The sequence below is a fragment of the Bacillus sp. EB V-12 genome (assembly GCF_056158125.1).
Map to the genome: position 1 here is coordinate 724,714 of NZ_JBUXJL010000001.1, position 19,131 is coordinate 743,844.

Annotated in this window: 18 protein-coding genes and 1 other annotated feature; all 18 genes read left to right on the forward strand. The window is 38.2% G+C overall.

Going from position 1 to position 19,131, the window contains the following annotated elements; translation table 11 throughout:
- The first annotated feature begins 5 nt into the window (after positions 1-5).
- The 18 genes from ACZDYH_RS03920 (at position 6) to pyrE (ending at position 19,058) form a co-directional block, all read left to right on the forward strand.
- On the forward strand, positions 6-476 hold the full coding sequence (locus tag ACZDYH_RS03920) for a cell division protein SepF (protein WP_000119129.1): 471 nt from the start codon (positions 6-8) through the stop codon (positions 474-476).
- A 6-nt stretch (positions 477-482) separates the two neighbouring features.
- Positions 483-746, forward strand: coding sequence for a YggT family protein (locus ACZDYH_RS03925; RefSeq protein WP_000214232.1), 264 nt, complete (start codon positions 483-485; stop codon positions 744-746).
- A gap of 15 nt (positions 747-761) precedes the next feature.
- Positions 762-1,529 (forward strand): YlmH family RNA-binding protein, encoded by a 768-nt coding sequence (locus tag ACZDYH_RS03930; RefSeq protein WP_002164454.1) that lies wholly within the window; start codon positions 762-764, stop codon positions 1,527-1,529.
- A gap of 89 nt (positions 1,530-1,618) precedes the next feature.
- The gene (gene divIVA / locus ACZDYH_RS03935) at positions 1,619-2,125 is read left to right on the forward strand and encodes a septum site-determining protein DivIVA (RefSeq protein ID WP_001131611.1); all 507 of its coding nucleotides are present in this window, start codon (positions 1,619-1,621) and stop codon (positions 2,123-2,125) included.
- Between the two features lie 51 nt (positions 2,126-2,176).
- Positions 2,177-2,400: a binding site (T-box leader), on the forward strand.
- A gap of 71 nt (positions 2,401-2,471) precedes the next feature.
- Positions 2,472-5,237 (forward strand): isoleucine--tRNA ligase, encoded by a 2,766-nt coding sequence (gene ileS2, locus ACZDYH_RS03940; protein ID WP_000455951.1) that lies wholly within the window; start codon positions 2,472-2,474, stop codon positions 5,235-5,237.
- A 157-nt stretch (positions 5,238-5,394) separates the two neighbouring features.
- Complete coding sequence (locus ACZDYH_RS03945) at positions 5,395-5,724, forward strand: TraR/DksA C4-type zinc finger protein (RefSeq protein ID WP_001002956.1); 330 nt, start codon at positions 5,395-5,397, stop codon at positions 5,722-5,724.
- Between the two features lie 124 nt (positions 5,725-5,848).
- Positions 5,849-6,307: a lipoprotein signal peptidase LspA gene (gene lspA / locus ACZDYH_RS03950; protein ID WP_000642180.1), complete on the forward strand. Its 459-nt coding sequence runs from the start codon at positions 5,849-5,851 to the stop codon at positions 6,305-6,307.
- Between the two features lie 4 nt (positions 6,308-6,311).
- Positions 6,312-7,220, forward strand: coding sequence for an RluA family pseudouridine synthase (locus ACZDYH_RS03955; protein ID WP_000005833.1), 909 nt, complete (start codon positions 6,312-6,314; stop codon positions 7,218-7,220).
- A 203-nt stretch (positions 7,221-7,423) separates the two neighbouring features.
- Positions 7,424-7,966, forward strand: a complete 543-nt coding sequence (gene pyrR / locus ACZDYH_RS03960) for a bifunctional pyrimidine operon transcriptional regulator/uracil phosphoribosyltransferase (protein WP_001156491.1) — start codon at positions 7,424-7,426, stop codon at positions 7,964-7,966.
- 146 nt (positions 7,967-8,112) lie between these two features.
- Positions 8,113-9,396: a uracil permease gene (gene uraA, locus ACZDYH_RS03965; protein ID WP_000435928.1), complete on the forward strand. Its 1,284-nt coding sequence runs from the start codon at positions 8,113-8,115 to the stop codon at positions 9,394-9,396.
- A 148-nt stretch (positions 9,397-9,544) separates the two neighbouring features.
- Complete coding sequence (gene pyrB / locus ACZDYH_RS03970; protein WP_166694728.1) at positions 9,545-10,459, forward strand: aspartate carbamoyltransferase; 915 nt, start codon at positions 9,545-9,547, stop codon at positions 10,457-10,459.
- Positions 10,443-11,729 carry a dihydroorotase gene (gene pyrC / locus ACZDYH_RS03975; RefSeq protein ID WP_001108367.1) on the forward strand — a complete coding sequence of 429 codons (1,287 nt, stop codon included), beginning with the start codon at positions 10,443-10,445 and terminating at the stop codon, positions 11,727-11,729. The genes pyrB and pyrC overlap by 17 nt, the downstream gene beginning before the upstream one ends.
- The gene (locus tag ACZDYH_RS03980) at positions 11,726-12,823 is read left to right on the forward strand and encodes a carbamoyl phosphate synthase small subunit (protein ID WP_000828680.1); all 1,098 of its coding nucleotides are present in this window, start codon (positions 11,726-11,728) and stop codon (positions 12,821-12,823) included. The genes pyrC and ACZDYH_RS03980 overlap by 4 nt, the downstream gene beginning before the upstream one ends.
- Positions 12,808-16,026, forward strand: coding sequence for a carbamoyl-phosphate synthase large subunit (carB, locus tag ACZDYH_RS03985; RefSeq protein ID WP_001126101.1), 3,219 nt, complete (start codon positions 12,808-12,810; stop codon positions 16,024-16,026). Before ACZDYH_RS03980 ends, carB begins: the two co-directional genes overlap by 16 nt.
- Positions 16,023-16,802, forward strand: coding sequence for a dihydroorotate oxidase B electron transfer subunit (gene pyrK / locus ACZDYH_RS03990; RefSeq protein ID WP_000983359.1), 780 nt, complete (start codon positions 16,023-16,025; stop codon positions 16,800-16,802). Before carB ends, pyrK begins: the two co-directional genes overlap by 4 nt.
- Positions 16,799-17,728 carry a dihydroorotate oxidase B catalytic subunit gene (pyrD, locus tag ACZDYH_RS03995; RefSeq protein ID WP_001081049.1) on the forward strand — a complete coding sequence of 310 codons (930 nt, stop codon included), beginning with the start codon at positions 16,799-16,801 and terminating at the stop codon, positions 17,726-17,728. The genes pyrK and pyrD overlap by 4 nt, the downstream gene beginning before the upstream one ends.
- Positions 17,713-18,429 carry an orotidine-5'-phosphate decarboxylase gene (gene pyrF / locus ACZDYH_RS04000; RefSeq protein WP_006928308.1) on the forward strand — a complete coding sequence of 239 codons (717 nt, stop codon included), beginning with the start codon at positions 17,713-17,715 and terminating at the stop codon, positions 18,427-18,429. The genes pyrD and pyrF overlap by 16 nt, the downstream gene beginning before the upstream one ends.
- Positions 18,426-19,058, forward strand: coding sequence for an orotate phosphoribosyltransferase (gene pyrE / locus ACZDYH_RS04005; RefSeq protein ID WP_000711443.1), 633 nt, complete (start codon positions 18,426-18,428; stop codon positions 19,056-19,058). The genes pyrF and pyrE overlap by 4 nt, the downstream gene beginning before the upstream one ends.
- Positions 19,059-19,131 lie beyond the last annotated feature (73 nt).

The window sequence follows — 19,131 nt, forward strand, 5'->3', positions numbered from 1 at the left end:
TTATTATGAGTTGGTCAAAAGTAAAATACTTCTTTTTTGATACACCGGAAGAAAAAGAAGCAGCTCAATATGGTTATGAAAAGGAGCAAACAGACATGAAAAAGCAGCAAGATCCACCAGAACAACAAGACGTTACGTTTCCGAAAGCGCAACCGAAGCAAAATGTTGTGAGTATTGAAACAGCAAAACAATCTTCAAAAGTTGTTTTATTAGAACCACGCACATATTCGGAAGCACAAGGGATTGCGGACCACTTAAAAGGTAGACGAGCTGTTGTAATTAATTTGCAGAGAATGTCTACTGATCAAGCGGTACGTATCGTTGACTTTTTAAGTGGTACTGTATACGCTATAGGCGGGGACATTCAAAAAATAGGGCCGAAAACATTTATGTGTACACCTGAAAATGTAGATATTGTTGGTGCGATTTCAGAGTTATTCGGTGAAGAAGAAGAAACAAATATAAAGAGGTGGTAATACGCCATGACAACAGTTTTTATAGTGTTAAGTTATGCTATCGAGATTTACTCGTGGGCACTTATTATTTACATTCTCCTATCATGGTTTCCTGGTGCAAAGGAATCAGCTTTTGGAGAGTTCCTGGCACGTATTTGTGAACCGTATTTAGAACCATTCCGCCGCTTTATTCCGCCGCTTGGAATGATTGATATTTCTCCAATCGTTGCGATCTTTGCGTTGAAACTTGCTAAAACTGGTTTGTTCAGTTTATTAAGCTATTTCTTATAGTAAGAAGGTAAATACATGAGCATCTACGAACATTTTAGGCCTGATGAGGAGGTCTTTGTGGATAAAGTGCTAGAGTGGAAGCGAGCGGCGGAATACCATCAAGTGAAGTTAACGGATTTTCTTGATCCTAGGCAACAACAAATTGTTTCTATGGTAATAGGACAAGGTGATGTTGCTGTGCAATTTGGTGGTGCAACGCCTAATGCAGAGCGTAAAAGAGCACTTATTTATCCAGACTATCTAGAATTAAATGAAGAAGAATTTCAAGTAGAAGTATTAGAAATTGACTATCCTTCCAAGTTTTATACGCTAGAACATAGGCAAATATTAGGTACATTTATGTCTCTTGGTTTAACAAGAGAAAAATGTGGTGATATTTTGCTGCAAGAAAATCGTGCCCAAATTGTAGTTGCGAAAGAAATTGTATCGTATATTGAGATGAACTTACAATCAATAGGGAAAGTAAAAGTCTCTTTAGCGTCAGTGCAAGGAGAACAAATTCTACAGATAGATGAAACGTGGGGAGAGAAATCTGGAACGGTTTCTTCACTTCGTTTAGATGTTATGTTAGCTGAAATGTTACATTTATCTAGACAGAAAGTACAACCTTTCATAAAAAATGGTTTAGTAAAAGTCAATTGGAAAACAGTGGAGCAAACTTCTTATGAATGCTATCCAGGAGATGTTTTTTCTGTTAGAGGATATGGCCGAAGTAAATTATTTTCTGTAGAAGGTAGAACAAAACGCGACAAATGGAGAATTTTGTATGGTATACTAAAATGATTGGTTTTTTAGAAGGAAATCCTCCTATTTTGTCGAAGAAAAGATATAATTGAAAGAGGAAATTTAGATAACTACTTGGAGGTGGCGTTGTGCCGTTAACACCATTAGATATTCATAACAAAGAATTTGGTCGCGGATTCCGTGGCTATGATGAAGATCAAGTAAATGAGTTTCTTGATCAAATTATCAAAGATTATGAATTGGTCATTCGTGAGAAAAAAGCTTTAGAAGAAAAAGTTGCGCAGTTAGAAGGGAAGTTAGATCATTTCTCTAATATTGAAGATACGTTAAACAAATCTATCGTCGTTGCACAAGAAGCAGCGGAAGAAGTAAAACGTAATGCGCAAAAAGAAGCGAAATTAATTGTGCGTGAAGCTGAAAAGAATGCTGATCGTATTATTAACGAAGCATTAGTAAAATCAAGAAAAGTTGCTTTTGATATTGAAGAGCTAAAGAAACAAGCGAAAGTATTCCGAACTCGTTTCCGTATGTTATTAGAAACACAGCTTGAGATGTTAAACAACGATGATTGGGATAAACTAATTGAATTAGAAGACGAAGTAGATGAACTGTTGAAAAAAGAAGAAACAGTGTAAGCTTGACGTTTTTCTCATTATTACATATAATTTTAAACAACATATTTATTAAGAAAAACGAAGATAGGGATAAGTACCTTTTCAAACCTTATATAGCGAACTGAGGATGGTGTAAGCTCAGGATAAGGAGATAGTGGGAATATCACCCTGGAGTTCCGCGCTGAACAAATAGAGTAAGCGTAGGCGTGTATTCGCGTTAAGAATATAAAGAGGATTCTATACACACGTATATGATCTACTAGGGTGGTACCGCGGGAGACTTTCTCGTCCCTTTTTGGGATGAGAAGGTCTCTTTTTTATTCCGTTTTTTAAGTGTTTCTTTTATACATGTAAGGAGGAATTGAGCATGGAGTACAAAAATACATTACTGATGCCAAAAACAGAGTTCCCAATGCGTGGGAATTTACCAAAACGTGAGCCTGCAATGCAAGAAAAATGGGCTGAAATGAATATTTACGAAAAAGTACAAGAACATACAAAAGGACGTCCTTTATTTGTATTGCATGATGGACCTCCATATGCGAATGGTGACATTCATATGGGACATGCATTAAATAAAGTATTAAAAGACTTTATTGTTCGTTATAAATCAATGACTGGTTTTAGTGCGCCATATGTTCCAGGATGGGATACGCACGGTTTACCAATTGAACAAGCTTTAACAAATAAAGGTGTAAAACGTAAAGAAATGACAGTTGCTGAGTTCCGTAAGTTATGTGCAGAGTATGCATATGAACAAGTAGAACGTCAACGTGAACAATTTAAGCGTCTAGGTGTACGTGCAGATTGGGATAATCCATATATTACTTTAGAGCCAGCTTATGAAGCACAACAAATTAAAGTGTTTGGTGACATGGCGAAAAAAGGTTATATCTATAAAGGTCAAAAACCAGTTTACTGGTCTCCAACGAGTGAATCTGCTTTAGCGGAAGCTGAAATTGAATATCAAGATAAAAAATCAGCATCTATTTACGTAGCATTCCCTGTAAAAGATGGAAAGAACGTATTAGAAGGTGATGAAAAGTACATCATTTGGACAACGACACCTTGGACATTACCTGCAAACTTAGGTATTTCTGTTCACCCAGAGCTTGAATATAGCATTGTAAAAGTAAACGATGAGAAATATATCATTGCTTCTGAGCTGTTTGAGACAGTTGCAAAAACGTTAGAGTGGGAAAATGCTGAAGTTGTGAAAACAGTAAAAGGTAGCGAACTTGAGTACACAGTTGCAAAACATCCATTCTACGATCGTGATTCATTAGTTATGCTAGGAGACCACGTAACAACAGATGCAGGTACAGGTTGTGTTCATACAGCACCAGGACACGGGGAAGATGACTTCGTTGTTGGTAAAAAGTATGGATTAGAAGTACTTTGCCCAGTCGATGATAAAGGTGTATTAACAAATGAGGCACCTGGATTTGAAGGCTTATTCTATGATAAAGCTAACAAACCAATTACAGAAAAATTAGAAGAAGTAGGCGCGTTACTGAAACTAACATTCATTACACATTCATACCCACATGATTGGAGAACGAAAAAACCAATTATTTTCCGTGCGACAGCACAGTGGTTTGCATCTATTGAAGCATTCCGTAAAGAATTAATAGAAGCTGTAGCAGAAACAAAATGGGTACCAGCATGGGGAGAAACTCGTCTTCATAATATGGTTCGTGACCGTGGTGACTGGTGTATTTCTCGTCAGCGTGCATGGGGTGTGCCAATTCCAGTATTCTATGCTGAGAATGGTGATCCAATTATTACGGATGAAACAATTAACCATGTAGCAGATTTATTCCGTGAACACGGTTCTAACGTATGGTTCGAGCGTGAAGCGAAAGATCTATTACCAGAAGGATTTACACATCCAGGTAGCCCAAATGGCGAATTCCGTAAAGAAACAGACATCATGGATGTATGGTTCGATTCAGGTTCTTCTCACCAAGCGGTATTAGAAGAGCGCGAAGATTTACAGCGTCCAGCTGATTTATATTTAGAAGGATCTGACCAGTATCGTGGTTGGTTTAACTCTTCATTATCAACAGCAGTTGCTGTAACAGGTAAAGCTCCATATAAAGGCGTACTAAGTCACGGTTTCGTACTAGATGGTGAAGGACGTAAGATGAGTAAGTCGATTGGAAACATTGTCGTACCGAAGAAAATTATGGATCAATTAGGCGGAGACATTTTACGCTTATGGGTATCTTCTGTTGACTATCAATCTGACGTACGTATTTCAGATGATATTTTAAAACAAGTAGCAGAAGTGTATCGTAAAATCCGTAACACATTCCGTTTCTTATTAGGAAACTTAGACGACTTTAAGCCAAGTGAAAATGCAGTAGCTGTAGCTGAACTTCGTGAAGTAGATCGTTACATGTTAGTGAAATTAAATGACTTAATTACAAAAGTTAAAGAAGCATATGAGACATACGACTTCGCTGCTGTGTATCATGCAATTCATAACTTCTGTACAATTGATTTAAGTTCATTCTATTTAGACTTTGCAAAAGACATTTTATATATTGAAGGTGCAAACCACGAAGATCGTCGTGCGATTCAAACTGTATTATATGATGTTCTTGTTGCGTTAACGAAACTTGTAACACCAATCTTACCGCATACAGCTGATGAAGTATGGCCATACATTCCAGGCGTAACAGAAGAAAGTGTACAATTAACTGATATGCCAGAAGCTGTACAATTAGATGACGCGGAAGCGTTAAAAACAAAATGGGATGCATTTATGACATTACGTGATGACGTGTTAAAAGCACTAGAAGTAGCTCGTAATGAAAAAGTAATCGGTAAGTCATTAAATGCAAGCATTACGCTATATCCAACTGCAGAAATGAAAGCTATGTTAGAGTCTATTAGTGAAGACTTAAAGCAATTATTCATCGTTTCTGAGTATAAACTTGGTGGTATGATGGATGAAGCGCCAGCAGATGCACCGAAGTATGAACATACAGCGGTTGTTGTTGCTCAAGCAACTGGTGAAACATGTGAACGTTGTTGGGTAGTTTCAGAAACAATTGGTAAAGATGCTGAACATGAAACATTATGTGAGCGTTGTGCAACAGTTGTTAAAGAAAACTATGTAAAATAATAAAAAAAGCTGACTGCTATTGATGCAGTCAGTTTTTTTGTTGATGGCATATCAAAATCACTTTCAGACTCTTTCCTGTGAAGGAAAAATGTGTGTGAGGTAAGCAAATAAATTTCGGACACACTAACTGTACATTACAGCTAGGAGGAATGTACACGTGAATGAAATTTACATGGAAATAAAAGAAGAATTGCAATTGATGAGAAAAGAGTTGCAAGAGAGACTAGCTAAAGAAGTAATGCACAAATATGATGTCGAGTTCAGCCAAGAGCTTGGATATGAAATTAAGGAAGAGATAAAGAAAAAATTGCTATTACATGATATAAAAGAGGATTTAAAGGATGTAGAACGCGCATTATTTAAAATGGAAATAGACATGTATGGTATTTGTGAAGAGACGGGGAGATTAATTTCGACAAAGCAAATGAAGACAATGCCGACTGCCCGTACGATTCATGAATTCTTTTATGAAAAGGTAAATGTATGAATACGCACAACGATATTATATTACCTTTTTTTAATTTATTTTATTCTTCTATAAAGGTTCATTGTGAAAAGGTAGCAGCTATGCTAAAATTTTGAGGTACACTGTCTTTGTGGGGGAAATGAAAATGATATATTATGTAATAGCGTTATTCGTCATTGCTATCGATCAAATATCGAAGTGGTTAATTGTAAAGAACATGGAATTGGGTACGAGTATTCCGATTATCGACAATGTATTATACATAACATCACATCGAAATAGAGGCGCTGCTTGGGGTATTTTAGAAAATAAAATGTGGTTCTTCTACATTATTACAGTTGTTTTTGTAGTGTTTATTGTATTTTATATGAAAAAGTATGCGAAAACAGACAAGCTTCTAGGTATTTCGTTAGGCCTAATTTTGGGCGGGGCAATTGGTAACTTTATTGATCGTGTATTTAGACAAGAAGTAGTGGATTTCATTCACGTGTATATTTTCTCGTACAACTATCCAGTATTCAATATAGCTGATTCAGCATTATGTATTGGTGTTGTATTAATTATTATTCAAACATTATTAGAAGGCAAGAAAGCGAAGGAGTAATTGAATGAGTGAAGTAGTACAAGTAACAGTTGCAGCAGAGCAAAAAAACGAGCGAATTGATAAATTCGTTACAGGGATAAATAACGAATGGTCACGTACGCAAGTGCAGCAATGGATTAAAGATGAAGTTGTGACAGTAAACGGGAAAGCGGTAAAAGGGAATTATAAAGTAAAAGAAGAAGATGAAATTACAGTAACAATTCCTGAACCAGAAGAGTTAGATATTCAACCAGAGGATTTAAATTTAGAAATTTATTATGAAGATGCAGATGTGCTTGTTGTAAATAAGCCACGTGGTATGGTTGTACATCCAGCACCAGGGCATACAAGTGGTACACTTGTAAATGGCCTTATGCACCATTGTACAGACTTATCAGGCATTAACGGTGTAATGCGTCCAGGTATCGTGCATCGTATCGATAAAGATACATCTGGACTATTAATGGTTGCTAAAAATGATATGGCACATGAATCGCTTGTAAATCAGCTTGTAGCAAAAACAGTAACGAGACGTTACAAAGCGATTGTACACGGTGTGATTCCGCATGATAAGGGAACGATTGATGCTCCGATTGCTCGTGATAAGAAAGAGCGTCAAAGTATGACAGTTGATGAAAATGGTAAGAACGCTGTTACGCATTTCCAAGTGTTAGAACGCTTTAAAGACTTTACACTTGTAGAATGTCGCTTAGAAACGGGACGTACGCACCAAATTCGTGTTCATATGAAATATATTGGCTATCCACTTGCAGGAGATCCGAAGTATGGTCCGAAGAAAACGTTAGATATGAATGGACAAGCACTTCATGCGGGTATTTTAGGCTTTGATCATCCTCGTACTGGTGAATATATTCAGTTTGAGGCACCGATTCCAGAAGTGTTTGAAGACGCATTAAATATTTTACGAAAATAGTATTGACAAATCATAAGAAAACTGAGATACTGACAACAGTTAAATAATGATCCTTTAACACAGCCCCGTGAGGTTGAGAAGGTAACGGTTTGAAATACTTAGGGTATGTTGTACCCTTTTTTCAAAAGTCCTCTCGCACACGCTGAGAGGACTTTTTTTATACCATTACTCTCACGCAAGAAAAAAGCTTGGAGGTGTAGAGCATGCAAGAGAAAGCTGTCGTTTTAGATGACCAAATGATTCGCCGCGCTTTAACACGAATTAGTCATGAAATCGTGGAACGAAATAAAGGTGTCGATAATTGTGTTCTTGTCGGAATTAAAACTCGTGGAATTTTTATTGCACAACGTTTGGCAGAACGAATTGGTCAAATTGAAGGAAAAGAAATGGAAGTTGGAGAGTTAGACATTACGTTATATCGTGATGATTTAACACTACAATCGAAAAATAAAGAACCACTTGTAAAAGGTTCTGATATCCCTGTAGATATTACGAAGAAAAAAGTTATCCTTGTGGATGACGTATTATATACAGGAAGAACAGTTCGAGCAGCAATGGATGCTCTTATGGATTTAGGTAGACCATCTCAAATCCAATTGGCGGTTCTTGTTGATAGAGGTCATCGCGAATTACCAATTCGCGCTGATTATGTAGGGAAGAATATTCCAACATCAAGTGAAGAGCGTATCGAAGTTGATTTGCAAGAGACAGATCAACAAGATCGAGTAAGCATATACGATAAGTAAAGCCCTTTTAAATGTAGTCCTGTGAGGCTGCCAAAGGGTCTTGGCTTTCATATGTCAAATTTGGCATACGAAAGTGTAGGACTCTTTGTGCACAGGCACAAAGAGTTTTTTTATTGCAAAGATTTAAACTGAAGGAGGATGTAACAATGGAACAAAAGCCAGTGTTAGACGTTAATGAAGTACCGAAACCGGGAAAATGGTTATTTTTAAGTATACAACATTTGTTCGCGATGTTTGGATCAACAGTGCTTGTTCCGTTTTTAACAGGATTGAATCCATCAGTAGCATTAATATCAAGTGGATTAGGAACGTTAGCGTTTCTTCTTATAACGAAAGGTCAAGTACCTGCTTATCTAGGATCATCATTCGCCTTTATCGCACCGATTATAACAGCGAAAACGGCAGGTGGACCGGGAGCGGCAATGCTTGGTGGTTTGCTAGCAGGACTTGTGTACATCTTAATCTCACTCGGAATTAAGAAATCAGGATCAGAGTGGATTATGAAATTACTACCACCAATCGTAGTTGGTCCAGTAGTAATGGTAATCGGTCTAGCTTTAGCACATACAGCAGTTAACATGGCGATGAACGGTGCGGATGGCAAATATAGCTTTACACACTTTTCAGTAGCGTTAGTAACATTAGCAATTACAATTATATGCTCGATATTTGGAAGAGGATTTTTCAGTATCATACCAGTGTTACTTGGCATTATCGGCGGATATATCTTCGCTTACTTCCAAGGGCTAGTAGACTTAAAGCCGGTAGCTGAGGCAAAATGGTTTGTTGTACCAGATTTCACAGTACCATTTGTAACATACACACCAGAGTTTTCATGGAAGATTGTACTCTTGATGGTACCAGTTGCACTAGTAACAATATCAGAACATATCGGACATCAAATTGTTCTTGGAAATGTTATTAAAAGAGATTTAATTGAAAAACCAGGTTTACACCGTTCAATCTTCGGTGACGGAGTAGCAACATTAATCGCGTCACTAATCGGTGGGCCACCGAATACAACGTATGGTGAAAACATCGGTGTGCTAGCAATTACGAGAGCATACAGTGTATACTTATTCATCGGTTCAGCAGTATTCGCAATCATGTTCGGATTTATCGGTAAGATTTCTGCACTGATTCATTCGATCCCAACACCAGTTATGGGTGGTGTATCAATCTTACTATTCGGTGTAATCGCATCAAGCGGATTACGCATGATGGTAGATGATAAAACAGATTTAAGTGACAAACGAAACTTAATGATTGCATCAGTAATATTAGTAATCGGTATTGGTGGAGCGGTACTTCATGTAGGAGAATCATTCCAAGTAGAAGGAATGGCACTAGCAGCAATTGTAGGTGTACTGTTAAATCTACTACTACCGGAAACGAAACAAATAAAACAATCTAAGCAGATTGCTTCATAATAATAACCTTTTAATTCAGTCCTGTGAGACCGGAAAGGGTGGCTTCTTTCTTGCACCCTAGTCTCACACGATTAGGGTATTTTTATGCAAAGGTTGTTATAAAAATTCAAAAGTGGTAACATAAAAATCAGAAAGATGAGGGATGACGATGAGCCATTTGTTAACGATGAGTGAATTATCGGAAGTAGAAATTTCAGAAATCCTAAAAAATGCAGAAGATTTTGCGAATGGAAAAGAGAGCAAAACGACAGAGCAAACTTTTGTTGCGAACTTGTTCTTTGAGAATAGTACGAGAACGAGATTTAGCTTTGAAGTTGCTGAGAAGAGATTAGGACTTGATGTTTTAAACTTTTCAGCTGATGCATCTAGCGTACAAAAAGGAGAAACTCTATACGATACGATAAGAACACTAGAATCAATCGGAACAAAAGCAGTGGTCATCCGCCACGAGCAAGATCGCTACTTCGATGAACTAAAAGATCAGGTGAATATTCCAATCTTAAATGCTGGAGATGGATGCGGAAACCACCCAACACAGTGCCTACTGGACCTTCTTACAATTAAACAAGAGTTTGGAAGATTTGAAGGTTTGAAGATTGCAATAGTAGGAGATGTTCGTCATAGCCGAGTAGCACGTTCTAATGCAGAAGCATTAACGAAGCTTGGTGCAACAATTTACTTTGCAAGTCCAGAAGAGTGGCAAGATGAAGACAACACATTTGGAACATACAAACCATTAGATGAACTTGTTCCAGAAGTTGATGTAATGATGTTACTCCGTGTACAACATGAGCGTCATGATCATTATGAAACAGACATTATGAAAGAATATCATGAGAAACACGGATTAACAGTAGAAAGAGAAAAGCGTATGAAAGAAGGAAGCATTATTATGCATCCAGCTCCTGTAAACCGTGATGTTGAAATTGCAAGTGAACTTGTTGAGTGTGAGCGTTCACGTATATTTAAACAAATGGAAAATGGAGTTTACGTAAGAATGGCTGTACTAAAACGCGCCTTACCAAATGTATTAGGAGGAATGAAACATGAATTATTTGTTTAAAAATGGTCGTTATATGAATGAAGAAGGAAAAATCGTAGCAACGGATCTTCTCGTACAAGACGGTAAAATCGCTAAGGTAGCAGAAAATATTACGGCAGATAATGCTGAAGTAATCGATGTGAACGGAAAGTTAATCGCACCTGGATTAGTAGATGTACACGTACATCTTCGTGAACCAGGTGGTGAACATAAAGAAACAATTGAAACAGGTACACTAGCAGCGGCAAAAGGTGGATTCACTACAATTTGCGCAATGCCAAATACACGCCCGGTACCAGATTGCAGAGAACATATGGAAGACTTGCAAAAACGTATTGAAGAAAAAGCTCATGTTAACGTACTACCATACGGAGCAATTACAGTACGTCAAGCTGGTTCTGAAATGACAGATTTCGAAACATTAAAAGAACTTGGAGCATTTGCTTTCACAGATGACGGCGTAGGCGTACAAGATGCGAGCATGATGTTAGCGGCTATGAAACGTGCAGCAAAATTAGATATGGCAGTAGTTGCGCACTGTGAAGAGAATACGCTTATTAATAAAGGTTGTGTACATGAAGGGAAGTTTTCTGAGAAACACGGATTAAACGGTATCCCATCAGTATGTGAATCTGTACATATTGCAAGGGATATACTGCTTGCTGAAGCAGCAGATTGCCACTATCACGTATGTCATGTAAGTACGAAAGGTTCTGTACGTGTAATCCGTGATGCGAAACGCGCTGGAATTAAAGTAACAGCAGAAGTAACACCGCATCACCTAGTGTTATGTGAAGATGATATCCCATCAGCTGATCCTAACTTTAAAATGAACCCACCGCTTCGTGGAAAAGAAGACCATGCAGCATTAATTGAAGGTTTATTAGATGGAACGATCGATATGATCGCAACTGACCATGCACCGCATACAGCGGAAGAGAAAGCACAAGGAATTGAAAGAGCACCGTTTGGAATTACTGGTTTTGAAACAGCATTCCCGCTTCTATACACAAACCTTGTGAAAAAGGGAGTTATTACGCTAGAACAGTTAATTCAATTCTTAACAGAAAAGCCAGCTGATACATTCGGCTTAGAAGCAGGTCGCCTAAAAGAAGGTAGAGCAGCTGATATTACAATCATTGATTTAGAACAAGAAGAAGAGATTGACCCAACAACATTCTTATCAAAAGGAAAAAATACACCATTCGCAGGTTGGAAATGCCAAGGATGGCCGGTAATGACAATCGTTGGTGGTAAGATCGCATGGCAAAAGGAGAGTGCATTAGTATGAAAAGACAACTTATCTTAGAAGATGGAACAGTATTAATTGGAACAGGTTTCGGAGGCGAAATCGAAAAGTCAGGTGAGGTTGTATTTACAACAGGAATGACTGGATATCAAGAAACATTATCTGATCCATCATATTGCGGTCAAATCGTAACATTCACGTACCCATTAATCGGAAACTACGGCATTAACCGTGACGATTTTGAATCCATTCACCCATCTGTAAATGGTTTAATCGTAAACGAAATTTGTGATCACCCATCAAACTTCCGTAATGAAATTTCGTTAAATGATTACTTGAAAGAAAGAAATATCCCAGGATTAGCAGGGATTGATACGAGAAAATTAACGAGAAAAATTCGTCAATACGGTACATTACGTGGACGCCTTTGTAACATGGATGCAGATGTAGAGTACATTGTAAGCCAATTAAAAGCGACAGTATTTACAGATCATGTAAAACGCGTATCAACGAAAGATCCATACCCAAGCCCAGGTCGTGGTCACCGAGTTGTACTAGTAGACTTCGGTATGAAACATGGTATTTTACGAGAATTAAATAAGCGTGACTGTGATGTAATTGTAGTTCCTTACAACACAACAGCGGAAGAAATTTTACGCCTTAGCCCAGATGGAATTATGTTAAGTAATGGACCTGGAGATCCGAAAGATGTACCAGAAGCAATTGAAATGTTAAAAGACATTATCGGTAAAGTTCCTTTATTCGGAATTTGCCTAGGACATCAATTGTTCGCTCTAGCATCAGGTGCAAATACAAGTAAGTTGAAATTTGGTCACCGTGGTTTAAACCATCCAGTAAAAAATCTTGCAACTGGAAAAGTAGCAATTACATCTCAAAACCACGGATACGCAGTAGAAGAAGAATCAGTTGAAAATACAGATCTTGAAATTACACATGTTGCTTTAAACGATGGAACGGTAGAAGGTCTTCGTCATAAGAAGTTCCCGGCATTTACAGTACAATACCATCCAGAAGCTTCAGCGGGACCAGAAGATGCAAATGATTTATTCGAAGATTTCTTAACAATGATTGAAAACTTCAAGAAAGAAGGGGAAGAGTTATGCCAAAACGCCTAGACATTAACACAATTTTAGTAATCGGATCAGGACCAATTGTAATTGGGCAAGCAGCGGAGTTTGACTACTCTGGTACACAAGCTTGTCAATCTCTTAAAGAGGAAGGTTACAAAGTAATCCTTGTTAACTCTAACCCAGCAACAATTATGACGGATACTGCAACAGCTGATAAAGTATACATCGAGCCATTAACATTAGAATTCGTAAGCCGTATTATTCGTAAAGAACGTCCTGATGCAATCCTACCAACATTAGGTGGTCAAACAGGTTTAAACATGGCTGTTGAACTTGCAAAATCAGGCGTACTTGACGAGTGCGGAGTTGAAATTTTAGGAACAAAATTATCAGCAATCGAGCAAGCGGAAGATCGTGATTTATTCCGTACATTAATGCAAGATTTAAATGAACCAACACCACCAAGTGAAATTATTCATAACCTTGATGAAGCATATGGATTTGTAAACGAAATTGGTTACCCAGTAATCGTTCGACCAGCGTTCACATTAGGAGGAACGGGCGGCGGAATTTGTCATAACGAAGAAGAGCTAATTGAAATCGTAACAAGTGGTTTAAAACATAGCCCAGTAACACAATGTTTATTGGAGAAAAGTATTGCTGGCTGTAAAGAAATTGAATACGAAGTAATGCGTGATTCAAATGATAACGCAATTGTAGTGTGTAACATGGAAAACATCGATCCAGTTGGTGTTCATACAGGTGATTCAATCGTTGTAGCACCGAGCCAAACGCTAAGCGACCGTGAATACCAAATGTTACGTAACACGTCATTACGAATTATTCGTGCACTAGGAATTGAAGGTGGATGTAACGTTCAGCTTGCACTAGATCCATATAGCTTCCAATACTATGTAATCGAAGTAAATCCACGTGTAAGTCGTTCATCTGCACTAGCATCTAAAGCAACTGGATATCCAATTGCGAAATTAGCAGCAAAAATTGCAGTCGGCTTAACGTTAGATGAAATCGTAAACCCAGTAACACAAAAAACTTACGCTTGCTTCGAGCCAGCGTTAGACTATGTTGTTTCAAAAATTCCACGTTGGCCGTTTGATAAGTTTGAATCAGCGAACAGAACGCTTGGAACACAAATGAAAGCAACTGGTGAAGTTATGTCAATCGGACGTAACTTAGAAGAATCATTACTAAAAGCAGTTCGTTCTTTAGAGCTTGGCATTTATCACTTAGAATTAGACCACTTAAAAGAACTTGATAAAGAAACGATGAAAAAACGTATCATTAAAGCGGATGATGAACGACTGTTTATTGTAGCAGAAGCAATTCGCCAAGGTGTAACGAAAGAAGAAATCAATGAATGGTGTGAAATGGACTTCTTCTTCTTACAAAAAGTTGAAAACATCGTAAATATGGAACGTGAAGTAAAAGCGAATGTAGGAAATATGGAAGTACTACAAACTGCAAAAGAAATGGGCTTCAGCGATCACTACATTGCAGCAGCTTGGAACAAAACGGAGCGCGAAATTTACGATATGCGTAAAGAAAATAATATGATGCCAGTATTCAAAATGGTAGATACTTGTGCGGCAGAGTTTGAATCTGCAACGCCATATTACTACAGCACATATGCGGACGAAAATGAATCGATTGTAACAGATCGTAAGAGTGTAGTAGTTCTAGGATCTGGTCCGATCCGTATTGGTCAAGGTGTTGAGTTTGATTACGCAACAGTTCACTCAGTATGGGCAATTAAAGAAGCTGGATATGAAGCAATTATCATTAACAACAACCCAGAAACAGTTTCAACAGACTTCAGTATTTCTGACAAATTATACTTTGAACCATTAACGATTGAAGATGTAATGCATATTATCGATTTAGAAAAACCAGAAGGTGTTATCGTTCAGTTCGGTGGACAAACGGCAATTAACTTAGCAGCGAAACTAGAAGAACATGGTGTGAAAATTTTAGGAACATCACTTGAAGACTTAGACCGTGCAGAAGATCGTGATAAATTCGAAGCTGCTTTAACAAAACTTGGCATCCCGCAACCAGTTGGTAAAACAGCAACGACTGTAGAACAAGCGGTAGCAATCGCAGAAGAAATTGGTTACCCAGTATTAGTAAGACCATCTTACGTACTAGGTGGACGTGCGATGGAAATCGTATATCGCCAAGAAGAACTACTGCACTACATGAAAAATGCAGTTAAAGTTCATGCAGATCACCCAGTATTAATCGACCGTTACATGGTTGGTAAAGAAATTGAAGTAGATGCAATTTCCGATGGTGAGAATGTATTCATTCCAGGTATTATGGAACATATTGAACGCGCTGGAGTTCACTCTGGTGACTCAATTGGAGTATATCCACCACAAAGTTTATCTGAAAAACTAAAAGAACAAATCATTGAACATACAATTGCACTTGGAAAAGGATTAAACATTGTTGGATTACTAAATATCCAGTTTGTAGTATTCAAAGATCAAGTGTACGTAATTGAAGTAAATCCACGTGCAAGCCGTACAGTACCGTTCTTAAGTAAAATTACAGGCGTACCGATGGCGAATGTTGCAACGAAAGTTATTTTAGGGCAAGACCTAGTAGAGCAAGGATACGGAACTGGCTATCACCCAGAAGAGAAAGAAGTATATGTAAAAGCTCCGGTATTCTCATTCGCGAAACTACGCTCAGTTGATACAACATTAGGACCTGAAATGAAATCAACAGGGGAAGTAATGGGTAAAGACTTAACGCTTGAAAAAGCATTGTATAAAGGATTAGTTGCTTCTGGAATTAACATCCCAACGCACGGCTCAGTAATCATTACTGTAGCGGATAAAGATAAAGAAGAGGCGATGGAAATTGCAAAACGTTTCCACGAAATCGGCTATAACTTATTAGCAACAGCTGGAACAGCACAATCATTAGAAGAGCAAAATATCCCAGTACAAGTTGTAAACAAAATTGATTCTGAAGACTACAACTTACTAGATATTATCCGTCAAGGAAAAGCACAGTTTGTAATTAACACATTAACAAAAGGTAAACAACCAGCGCGTGATGGTTTCCGCATTCGCCGTGAATCAGTAGAAAATGGTGTGGCTTGCTTAACATCACTTGATACAACAAGAGCAATCTTACGAGTATTAGAATCTATGACATTCTCAGCTCATTCAATGAAAGAAATTACGCAAACAAAGCGTCACGAGGTGGTACATGCATGATGCAAAAGCAAAATATGATCGTCGTTAACCAAAAAGAAATCGCAAAAAATATTTACGAATTAGTGCTTCAAGGAACGTTAGTACAGCAAATGAACGAACCAGGGCAGTTTGTACACATTAAGGTAGCAGAGGGCATTGCGCCCCTTCTGCGCCGCCCAATTAGTATTTGTAATGTAGATCAAGAGAAGAACGAATTTACAATGCTATATCGTGCCGAAGGACAAGGGACAAAAACATTAGCAACTAGAAAACAAGGTGAAATGGTAGATGTACTAGGACCATTAGGACACGGTTTTCCTGTAGAAGAAGCAGAAGCTGGTCAAACAGCTTTACTAGTAGGTGGGGGAATTGGTGTACCACCACTTTATGAATTATCACAGCGCCTCGTTGCAAAAGGTGTACGTGTTATTCACATCTTAGGCTTTCAAACGAAAGATGTAGTTTTCTATGAAGAAAAATTTGCAGAACTTGGTGATACGTACGTTGCGACAGTAGACGGTACACACGGTACAAAAGGATTTGTCACAGATGTAATTGATAATTACGGAATTGACTTTGATATTCTTTATTCATGTGGTCCGCTAGCGATGCTTCGTGCATTAGAAGGACGTTACAAAGAGAAAAAAGCCTATATTTCATTAGAAGAACGTATGGGCTGTGGTATTGGAGCTTGTTTCGCATGTGTATGCCACTTACAAGAAGATCCAAGTGGACATTCTTACAAGAAGGTGTGTAGCGACGGACCAGTATTTCCAATCGGGGAGGTTGTACTATGAACAGATTGCAAGTTGAATTACCAGGATTATCATTAAAAAATCCAATTATACCGGCATCTGGATGCTTTGGGTTTGGTCGTGAATATGCACAGTTTTACGATTTAAGTGTACTAGGATCAATCATGATTAAAGCGACGACAGAACAACCACGTTATGGAAATCCAACGCCTCGTGTTGCTGAAACACCAGGCGGCATGCTAAATGCAATCGGACTTCAAAACCCGGGATTAGACAAAGTAATGAATTCGGAATTACCATGGTTAGAACAATTTGACCTTCCAATTATTGCAAACGTTGCAGGCTCACAAGCTGAGGATTACGTAGCGGTTGCGAAGGAAATTTCTAAAGCGCCTAATGTCCATGCACTAGAATTAAACATTTCTTGTCCGAACGTAAAAACAGGTGGTATCGCCTTTGGTACAAATCCTGAAATTGCTGCTGATTTAACGAAGCGAGTAAAAGAGGTTTCTGAAGTACCTGTATACGTGAAATTGTCACCGAACGTGGCAAACATAGTAGAAATTGCAAAAGCGATTGAAAATGCAGGTGCAGATGGTTTAACGATGATTAATACATTGCTTGGTATGCGTCTAGATTTAAAAACAGCTAAACCAATTTTAGCAAACCGTACAGGCGGATTATCAGGTCCTGCGATTAAGCCAGTAGCAATTCGCATGGTACATGAAGTAAGCCAAGCGGTTAACATTCCAATTATCGGAATGGGTGGTATTGAAACAGCTGAAGATGTAATTGAATTCTTCTATGCTGGCGCAAGCGCAGTTGCAGTAGGTACAGCGAACTTTATCGATCCGTTCGTATGTCCGACAATTATTGAAGAGTTACCAGCATTATTAGATGAATTAGGATTTGATCACATTTCGGAATGTCAAGGAAGGAGCTGGAAGCAAACATGTCACAGTCGTTAATCGTTGCACTAGATTTTCCAGGGAAACAAGAAGTAGAACAATTCTTACGCCACTTTGAAGGGGAAGAGTTATTTGTCAAAGTAGGTATGGAGTTATTTTACAAAGAAGGCCCTGCGATTATTACGTACTTAAAAGAAAAGGGACATAAGATCTTCTTAGATTTAAAACTTCATGATATTCCGAATACAGTAAAAAGCGCTATGCGTAGCCTAGCTAGTCTAGATGTTGATATGGTAAATGTTCATGCTGCTGGGGGAAGCAGCATGATGAAAGCTGCGATTGAGGGATTAGAGGAAGGTAAGCAAGAAGGAAAAGAGAGACCGATTTGTATTGCAGTTACACAACTAACAAGCACTTCGGAAGCTATGATGAAAAAAGAGATCGGCATTGAGAAAACGTTAGAAGAAGCGGTTGCTCATTATGCAAAATTAACGAAAGAAAGTGGACTTGATGGCGTTGTTTGTTCAACACTTGAAGTTCCAAAATTACGTGAAGTATGCGGAAATGAATTTGTAACAGTAACACCGGGGATTCGTCTTGCAAGCGATGATGTAAATGACCAAGTGCGCGTAGCAACACCGAAACGTGCGAGGGAACTTGGCTCAAGCTACATCGTAGTTGGACGTAGTATTACAAAAGCAGAAAATCCGCTTGAAGCGTATAAAACAGTAAAACAACAGTGGGAAGGTGTAACAGTATGAAAAAAGAAATCGCATCGCATTTATTAGAAATTGGAGCAGTATTTTTACAACCGAATGATCCATTCACTTGGTCTTCAGGTATGAAATCACCAATTTATTGTGATAACCGTTTAACTTTATCTTATCCAAAAGTACGTCAAGCGATTGCAGCTGGATTAGAAGAGTTAATTAAAGAGCACTTCCCAACTGTAGAAATTATTGCAGGAACAGCAACTGCTGGTATTGCGCACGCTGCATGGGTAAGCGATCGTATGGATTTACCAATGTGCTACGTACGTAGTAAAGCAAAAGGTCACGGTAAAGGGAACCAAATCGAAGGAAAAGCTGAAAAAGGTCAAAAAGTCGTAGTAGTAGAAGACTTAATTTCAACTGGCGGTAGTGCAATTACATGTGTAGAAGCACTTCGCGAAGCTGGATGTGAAGTATTAGGAATCGTATCAATCTTCACATACGAGCTTGAAGCAGGAAAAGAAAAACTAGAAGCAGCTAACGTAGTATCATACTCTTTAAGCGATTACAGTGCATTAACTGAAGTAGCAGCAGAAAAAGGTATGATTGGACAAGCTGAAACGAAAAAATTACAAGAGTGGCGTAAAAATCCAGCTAACGAAGCTTGGATCACAGCGTAACACGAAAAAAACGACTGCGGGGGAACGCGGTCGTTTTTTTATATCATTGTTAAAAATTCAAGTAAAGTTCCAT

Coding starts and splice junctions, on each gene's coding strand:
- pyrB (WP_166694728.1), top strand. CDS start 9,545: ATGAGCCATTTGTTAACGATGAGTGAATTATCGGAAGTAGAAATTTCA.
- ACZDYH_RS03930 (WP_002164454.1), top strand. CDS start 762: ATGAGCATCTACGAACATTTTAGGCCTGATGAGGAGGTCTTTGTGGAT.
- pyrC (WP_001108367.1), top strand. CDS start 10,443: ATGAATTATTTGTTTAAAAATGGTCGTTATATGAATGAAGAAGGAAAA.
- ACZDYH_RS03920 (WP_000119129.1), top strand. CDS start 6: ATGAGTTGGTCAAAAGTAAAATACTTCTTTTTTGATACACCGGAAGAA.
- pyrF (WP_006928308.1), top strand. CDS start 17,713: ATGTCACAGTCGTTAATCGTTGCACTAGATTTTCCAGGGAAACAAGAA.
- ACZDYH_RS03955 (WP_000005833.1), top strand. CDS start 6,312: ATGAGTGAAGTAGTACAAGTAACAGTTGCAGCAGAGCAAAAAAACGAG.
- pyrR (WP_001156491.1), top strand. CDS start 7,424: ATGCAAGAGAAAGCTGTCGTTTTAGATGACCAAATGATTCGCCGCGCT.
- pyrK (WP_000983359.1), top strand. CDS start 16,023: ATGATGCAAAAGCAAAATATGATCGTCGTTAACCAAAAAGAAATCGCA.
- pyrE (WP_000711443.1), top strand. CDS start 18,426: ATGAAAAAAGAAATCGCATCGCATTTATTAGAAATTGGAGCAGTATTT.
- ACZDYH_RS03925 (WP_000214232.1), top strand. CDS start 483: ATGACAACAGTTTTTATAGTGTTAAGTTATGCTATCGAGATTTACTCG.
- uraA (WP_000435928.1), top strand. CDS start 8,113: ATGGAACAAAAGCCAGTGTTAGACGTTAATGAAGTACCGAAACCGGGA.
- lspA (WP_000642180.1), top strand. CDS start 5,849: ATGATATATTATGTAATAGCGTTATTCGTCATTGCTATCGATCAAATA.
- pyrD (WP_001081049.1), top strand. CDS start 16,799: ATGAACAGATTGCAAGTTGAATTACCAGGATTATCATTAAAAAATCCA.
- ACZDYH_RS03980 (WP_000828680.1), top strand. CDS start 11,726: ATGAAAAGACAACTTATCTTAGAAGATGGAACAGTATTAATTGGAACA.
- ileS2 (WP_000455951.1), top strand. CDS start 2,472: ATGGAGTACAAAAATACATTACTGATGCCAAAAACAGAGTTCCCAATG.
- carB (WP_001126101.1), top strand. CDS start 12,808: ATGCCAAAACGCCTAGACATTAACACAATTTTAGTAATCGGATCAGGA.